The sequence below is a fragment of the Polaromonas sp. P1_G2 genome (genome assembly GCF_056405515.1).
Genome location: NZ_JBFUBY010000421.1, coordinates 1 through 2,468, shown reverse-complemented (window position 1 = coordinate 2,468; position 2,468 = coordinate 1). Strand labels below are relative to the sequence as shown.

Genomic DNA, 2,468 nt, shown 5'->3' with positions numbered 1-2,468 from the left:
GAAGGGGCAAAAGATCAAACCACCCCAACACTCCCAGTAACGGGCAAAACAATCCCGGTGATATAGCTCGAACACACCGGCGATGCCAGGAACACATAAGCAGGAGAAAGCTCTTCAGGTTGCGCGGGCCGCCGCATGTCGGTCTTCTTACCGAAGTTCTGGACCATGTCGGCCGGTGAATCAGCCGGGTTCAGCGGTGTCCAGACCGGGCCGGGCGCCACGGCGTTGACGCGTATGCCTTTGTCGACCAGGTTGCTGGCCAGCGCTTTGGTGAAGGCGTGGATGGCGCCCTTGGTCGCTGAATAGTCGAGCAGTTTGGCGCTGCCCTCCAGCCCTGTCACCGAGCCGGTGTTGATGATGCAGGAACCTTGCTTCAAGTGCGGCAGTGCGGCCTTGGCCATGTGGAAGTAACCGTACACATTGGTACGCAGGGTTTCGTCAAAGCGCTCTTCCGTCAGGTCTTCGAGCGACTCCGCATGCTCCTGGAAGGCGGCGTTGTTGACGAGGATGTCGAGCTTGCCGAGGGACTTCACGGTTTTTTTGACGGCTTCGCGGCAGAAGGCCGCGTCCTTGACGTCGCCCGCGATCAGCACGCAGCGCCGGCCTTCGGCTTCGATGCAGCGCTGGGTCTCTTTTGCGTCCTGGTCGGAACTCAGGTAGGCCACGGCCACGTCTGCGCCTTCGCGCGCGAACAACACGGCCACGGCGCGGCCGATGCCGGAGTCCGCGCCGGTGACCAGCGCGGTCAGGCCCTCGAGCTTGCCGCTGCCTTTGTAGCCCGGTGCCATGAATTGCGGCTTGAGTTCCATGTCGGCTTCCAGGCCGGGCTTGCGCAGGTGCTGCTTCGGCAGCGGCGGCTCGGGATAGTCCTGCAGGCCGGCTTGCACGGCTTTTTTCTGCTTGCCGGCGGTGGCTTCGCGCTCGGCGCGTTTGGCCTCGTCCTTGCTGTCCTGTTCTCGCTGGATCTTTTGCTGTTTGGCGGTAACGGGCTCCGCGCGTGCTGATGGGCGCGTGGAAGGCGTCCGTGAAGAGGGAGTGGTTTTGGGCATGGCGCTTCCTCGAAAGTGGATKGGCGAAAGTGGATGGGTGAAAACCTCCATTTGGAGCGGCTCGCGCCGGGCGCGGTGTAGGAAAGATTCGCGCCTTCACCCCAGCCGTGCCTTGCGGCCGCTGCAGCTTGAGGCCGAATCTTGCACAATCAAGCCAGCTATCTTTCCCATCGCCGCTTTTGTTGCCGCCCGCGCGGCGTTTCATGCAAACCCGACACTTCCTCCAGCTCATCGCGATGTCCGCCCTCTGGGGCGCATCATTTCCCCTGCTGCGTATCGCCAGTCCCGCCCTGGGGCCGTGGGTGGTGGCGGCCATCCGCTGCATCCTGGCCGCGATCGTGCTGGGCCTGCTGATGAGCAGGCTGCGCGGCCGATGGCCGCCACGCGAAGCGTGGCCCCGGCTGGCGCTGCTGAGCATGCTGTCGGTGGTGGTTCCTTTTGTGCTGTACAACTGGGCCGCGCTGGTCATTCCCTCCGGCTATTCGGCGGTGCTCAATGCCACCGCGCCGCTCTTCGGCGTGATGGCCGCCGCGCTGGCGGGCGAGGAAAAACTCACCCGCATCCGCCTGCTTGGCTGTGCGGTCGGCTTTGCCGGCGTTGCGCTGCTGGTGCAGCTGGGACCGGTCGCCGTCACGCCCCGGGTGGTGCTGGCGGCGCTGGCCTGCGTGGCCGCGTCGGCCAGCTACGGCTTCGGCGCCATCCTCATGAAGCGAGCCACCATGGCCTATTCACCCCTGCCCTCGTCGGCGGTGGTGCACATTGCCGCGGCCCTGATCCTGCTCATACCCGGCGGGATCGCCGCGCCCTCGGCCGTCCTGACGCCGGGCGCCGTGGCGGCCGTGACGGTGCTGGGCACGCTGACCTCGGGTTTTATGTACTGGATCAGCATGCGGCTGATGCGCGAGATCCCGGCCAGCGCCGCCACGTCGGCGGCCTTCATGATCCCTCTGTTCGGCGTGACCTGGGGCGGGCTGTTTCTCGGCGAGCCGGTGACGGCCAGCATGCTGCCCGGCTGCGTCCTGGTGCTGTCGGCCACCGCGCTGATCACGGGCTTTAACCCGTTTCGGGCTGCGCCGCCTGAGCCTTGAGAGCGACTAGAGCGGTAGATTTATTTGCGGCTTCGCATGATGTCGGGTGTATTCACCACGACATCAGCGTTCTGCGCCCGCTGGCGCAGCGCATGCTCCATCACCACCAGCGCGAGCAGCGCTTCGGCAATCGGCGTGGCGCGTATGCCCACGCAGGGATCATGACGACCCTTGGTCACCACTTCGGCCGGATTGCCGGCCGTGTCGATCGACCGGCGCGGCGTGATGATGGAACTGGTCGGCTTGATCGCGATCGAGACTTCCAGGGCCTGGCCGGTGCTGATGCCGCCCAGCACTCCAGGGCCTGGCCGGTGCTGATGCCGCCCAGCAC

At 65.5% G+C, this 2,468-nt stretch carries 3 protein-coding genes; 1 reads left to right on the top strand and 2 read right to left on the bottom strand.

Features of this window, described 5'->3' with window-relative positions; genetic code table 11:
* Nucleotides 1-14: 14 nt before the first annotated feature.
* Complete coding sequence (locus tag AC1D0P_RS24590) at nucleotides 15-1,049, bottom strand: SDR family oxidoreductase (RefSeq protein WP_477679129.1); 1,035 nt, start codon at nucleotides 1,047-1,049, stop codon at nucleotides 15-17.
* Nucleotides 1,050-1,252: 203 nt separating this feature from the next.
* Here AC1D0P_RS24590 and AC1D0P_RS24585 point away from each other — a divergent pair, with 203 nt between their 5' ends.
* A complete protein-coding gene (locus AC1D0P_RS24585) occupies nucleotides 1,253-2,137 on the top strand; it encodes a DMT family transporter (RefSeq protein ID WP_477679128.1) in 885 nt (294 codons plus the stop codon).
* Between the two features lie 20 nt (nucleotides 2,138-2,157).
* On the opposite strand, the gene AC1D0P_RS24580 is transcribed toward AC1D0P_RS24585, so the two are convergent.
* Nucleotides 2,158-2,468, bottom strand: a 311-nt coding sequence (locus tag AC1D0P_RS24580; protein ID WP_477679127.1) for a chorismate synthase, incomplete at its 5' end; no start/stop codon positions are given.